Consider the following 4,417-nt stretch of genomic DNA (forward strand, 5'->3'; position numbering starts at 1 on the left):
TTTCATATTCCAAGAGTAGGTGATGAAGTCATTATTTCTTTTTTAGATGATGATATAGATAAACCTTATGTGAGTGGGAGTTTGTATAATCAGAGTAATACGATGCCTCAATATAATTATCCAAGATATAAAAGAGAGATTGCCTTGGATACTTTAGCTCATTTAAGCACAACCCTTAAGATGTTTAATCAAGGACTAGAAGAACTGAATCTTCAAGAAAATACAGAATACCAACTCAACTATCTTAACAATCATTATCTTACGCTTTCAAATGCTACCATAGGAACAGAGAATCTTGCAGCAACTGCAAGAAATGAAATCACTCTTAAAAACGATAAGGATAAAGAACAAATTTATATCCTTGCACAAAAAGATTATAAACAAGAAATTGGACATAACTATGAACAAACCATACAAAACAATAAAATTTCAGAAATAGGAGCATTATATACAGAGTTTATTACAAAAGGACATATACAAAACATTGTAGGATTTAAAAACATTAATGTAGGAGCAGAGTATTTAGAAAACACTCTACTCTCTAAAGATACTAATGTAGGATTAAGTAATACACTCAATGTAGGAGCAAATAACACAACAAGAATTGCTAAGGATTCTAGTGAATCTGTAGGAGGGAATAAGGGAGTGGAAGTGAGGGGAGACCTCACAATACAGGTAGGGAAAGATGAAAACAGGAGTATAAAAGGGGATAAAAGAGAGAGAGTAGAGAAGCAGCTAAACATACATAGTGATGAAAGTTTTCACCTTAGTGCTGATGAAGAATTGACTCTAAGCTCACAAAATGATTTGCATATTTTAACCAAACAATCTTTGTCTTTAAGAAGCGATAAAAATCTCACTATCAATGTGGACGACTTGCTTACTAAGAGCAAAAATAAAATGAACTTTTACGCCAATACAAACATCAATCTTGAAGCTGCTAATGCAAAGATGGCAATCAGCGAGGATAAAATTATTTTCAAGATAAAAGATAGTGAAGTTATCATTGATGAAAATGGCGTAAGCATTAATAAAAATTTAAGTATTGGTGGGTGAATTAGAATGGATTTTTAAAATCTCCGTTAAAGGTTTTATGCCCATTGCCTTGTAAAACAAAACAATGAGAATTACCATAATAAGGTTAATCAAGAAAAATCCTATGATTATTTTCTTGATAATGAAGAAGAAATCTTTATTGCAGACAAAGAAGAAATCATTCGTGTTTGTGCTTACTTTTATAAAGAAATAGAAAAAGATAAACTCCTTAGTCAAAAGAAAAGAGAAATCAATAAAAACACGAATGTTGCCATTACTTGGTTTATTAATAATAAAAAACTTGATGAGAATCTCTGTGTTAAAAATCAAATCTATTTTAAGCCAAGCGATATTAAAGAATCCTTGTTGTCTCAAAGACGAATCTCATAAGGATTCTACTATAATGCTACCCATAAAACTAAAAGAGAATGAGAATGGATAGAATTATAAATCCAAAAAGGAATAGATTGTGAAAGAAGAAAAAGAGAGTATAGAAGATAATGAGATTGTGGGAGTTGAAAAGCAACTTCATCTTCTTATGGGATTATTTTATGCTTGGCATTATCTTTCTTTTTGCTTTTAGCATAGCGTTTTGTGGGATACAAGATTTTTTGTTGAAAAAATAGGAATGGATATATTTATTTTTTCAGTAATATTTGGCTGGGGCGGTGTTTATTTAGCTTTTATTATTTGTTTTACGCACACAAAAACAGAATCTATATCACCAATGACGGCATATGCTTTGAGCTTAGGCATTAGTTTAAAATGCAAAAAGGATTCTTTAAGTTTGGGGAAGTGGAGGTAAGAACAGGAGTGGATTTGGGGGTAGGGATACTTGTAACCATTAATGTTGTTAATATTTTTCCTTTAGGGCATAAAAGATTGAGTTTTAAAAACCGATTTTATTTTCTATTGCGGCTCGAAAAACCTACTTATCTCCCAAATTATATAATGAAATAATAGGTAAATCATATTTAAATAGTTTTCTTGTCAAAAAAACAAAAGAGGCTTTGGAATCTAAAGGCATAAATATAAAATCTTTGCCTTATGTTTTAGAGAAGCAATTTGATATTCTTTACTAAGGAGAAATGTTGATGAACCCCAATGAAGACAAACAATCTTTTGGTTTTAAAATAAACCTACCCAACTCTAGTAATAAAGGTTTTGATGTAAAATTAGGTATGATAGATTCTAATCCTAATAGTCCTTATAATCAAATGCAATCTTATAATTCCAAAGGAATAACAATATTGCTTCTTATTGCAAAGATTCTACTTCTATTCTTTTATTTTTTCGTGCTTATTACTGCTTTTATTTATCATTGGGAATTTCCGCCTTATTTATTAAAATCTTTAGGAATATATGCTATTTTTATCAGTCTTTTTAATATAGGGCAACACCTCAAAACTTCAAAACAAAATCAAATCAGCGAGTGCGAACAAAGTCTTTATGTCTGCAATATAAACAATGATAAGTTAGTGCATTATTTTATGATGATTATTGCTTCTTTAATTTTTGCATTATGCTTTTATTTTATAGATATTTTACTTGGTGTGGGGATTCTGCTTTATTTGTTGCAAGCGTGTTGGGAGGGCTGGTATTATAAAGCACAAATTTATGAAAAATATTTTGTTTTACATCATCGCATATATGGTAAAATGTCCTACAAATGGGGAGATATTAAAATTATGAGTTCTTTTTATCTTAAGATTTAAGGGTAAAGAAAGTTTGATTTCATGGGAGAAAGACAAAGGAGTTAGAGTATGAAAAAAGCAGACAAAGATTTTATAAAAAGATTTGACCTATGGTTGTTGCATGGGTTACCAAAAATAAATAATGATACAGAATCTAAAAATGCGATAAATCACAAAAGACTTAAGATATATAAATATATATTCAATCTTGGTAAAATCTTTGCTCTACTAAGCTTTTGTTGCGGGATATTAGTGTTGCTAGTGAGCTTTGATGAAGGCTTAAAAATAAAGATTTTTTAATTGATTTTTTGCCTTGTGTAAATATGCTGGGCATATTGTTTTTTGCTTGTTGTTGTGTAGTATATATTTTTATTTTTTTAAATTTTATTTCTTTTAGAATCACAAAACAAATACCCTTAAACAATGTTACACCTTATAGCAAAGTTTCAAGACTTATTAAATTCTTTATGCAATTTTTTTCGATGATTGCTGTTGTTGTGCTTTGTCTGTTGGGCATATATGTGCATATTGGATTTTTTTCACCGCTCGTTTTACTTTGTCTTACTCCACAGATAAAGTGTATATACATCGATGAAAAGGGCACACTATACGCCGGATTTGTCACATTTTTTAGAATCCCTATTGGGTTATATCCTATCAAAAATGATGAAAGTTTATATTATTGCGAATATTACCACTCTCAATCAACCATTCCATATAGGTGTCAGCAACTAACTCGCTGTATCATTGATGATGAATATATTGTTAAGCTTTCTATTCTTGGTTTTGCAACACATATAGATTCTGCACGACTTATTAAAATCCTTGCAAATAGAGTAATTTTACAGGAAAATACAAAACAAGCACAGGATAATAAAATCAATATAAGGGATTATCATGGGTGATGAAATAAAAACAATAACGCTTCCGCCATCTTGTATTACAAGCAATAATGAGCCTTGCCCCATTCAGATTGAAGTAGATGACTTAGAGAGTGGTGATAAAGAATTAATCAAATCCAACTTATTTTTTATGCTAAGCTCAATGGATAGCATAATTACAGAAAGTGTCAAATATATTGAAAAGAGGTTGCTTTTTTATGTAAGGATAATGCTTGAGGGCAAAAATGCTTCTAAAACAATGGCTTTAAATATTAGCGACCATAATTTGAATGCTGATGATATACTGATTCTAGGTGGATTGCAAATTGGAATAGGCATTGTAACTGAAATGGCAATAGATATTCTAACTTCTGCTAGTATTGTAACCGGTGGCTGGACTTTGGTGCTTAGTATCGGTGTGGCAGCCATTGTTTCTTACTTTCTCTCAAGGATTTATCTCTACTTAAAAGACAAATCCCTAGCACTTTGGCAACAAGCCAAAAGTTCAGCCAATGCTGCTATATAACACATAATGTCTCTCATAGAATCTGATACAAGAAGTTTAGAAACAAGAAAAAGAGAAATTACACAAAGAGCAGTTGATAAGATTCTAATTTCTAAATTGAAAGATAAAATGAATCAAAAAGACTATGAAGAATGTATTACTTATCTTTGTAAATATCGCACTTCCTCTAGGGTTTCCTATCTCTCCCTCCACCCCCTCAATCCTTCCCATTCTCCTCTCTTAAATTCCTACTCTAAAGATTCTAATACTTCTACTCTATATAATCCAACTCCTTATTGTAA

5 protein-coding genes are annotated in these 4,417 nt (G+C 30.8%); all 5 read left to right on the forward strand.

Annotation, left to right across the window (positions count from 1 at the left end):
* Positions 1–1,056 (forward strand): phage baseplate assembly protein V (locus tag LS69_RS10600; RefSeq protein ID WP_194145489.1); only part of this gene is annotated, 1,056 nt, incomplete at its 5' end.
* A gap of 295 nt (positions 1,057–1,351) precedes the next feature.
* Positions 1,352–1,477 carry a hypothetical protein gene (locus tag LS69_RS11145; RefSeq protein WP_275050975.1) on the forward strand — a complete coding sequence of 42 codons (126 nt, stop codon included), beginning with the start codon at positions 1,352–1,354 and terminating at the stop codon, positions 1,475–1,477.
* 652 nt (positions 1,478–2,129) lie between these two features.
* On the forward strand, positions 2,130–2,750 hold the full coding sequence (locus tag LS69_RS09730; RefSeq protein ID WP_138124556.1) for a hypothetical protein: 621 nt from the start codon (positions 2,130–2,132) through the stop codon (positions 2,748–2,750).
* A gap of 48 nt (positions 2,751–2,798) precedes the next feature.
* Positions 2,799–3,029 carry a hypothetical protein gene (locus LS69_RS09735; RefSeq protein WP_138124559.1) on the forward strand — a complete coding sequence of 77 codons (231 nt, stop codon included), beginning with the start codon at positions 2,799–2,801 and terminating at the stop codon, positions 3,027–3,029.
* A gap of 597 nt (positions 3,030–3,626) precedes the next feature.
* Entirely contained in the window at positions 3,627–4,136 is a 510-nt protein-coding gene (locus LS69_RS09740) for a hypothetical protein (RefSeq protein WP_138124562.1), read from the forward strand.
* The last annotated feature ends 281 nt before the right edge of the window (positions 4,137–4,417 follow it).

Origin of the sequence: Helicobacter sp. MIT 05-5294, assembly GCF_000765675.1 — a bacterium.
Classification (GTDB): Bacteria; Campylobacterota; Campylobacteria; order Campylobacterales; family Helicobacteraceae; genus Helicobacter_D.

Excerpts from the sequence above, each read along its gene's own strand:
- LS69_RS09730 (WP_138124556.1), top strand. The coding sequence starts at position 2,130 with ATGAACCCCAATGAAGACAAACAATCTTTTGGTTTTAAAATAAACCTA.
- LS69_RS09740 (WP_138124562.1), top strand. The coding sequence starts at position 3,627 with ATGGGTGATGAAATAAAAACAATAACGCTTCCGCCATCTTGTATTACA.
- LS69_RS09735 (WP_138124559.1), top strand. The coding sequence starts at position 2,799 with ATGAAAAAAGCAGACAAAGATTTTATAAAAAGATTTGACCTATGGTTG.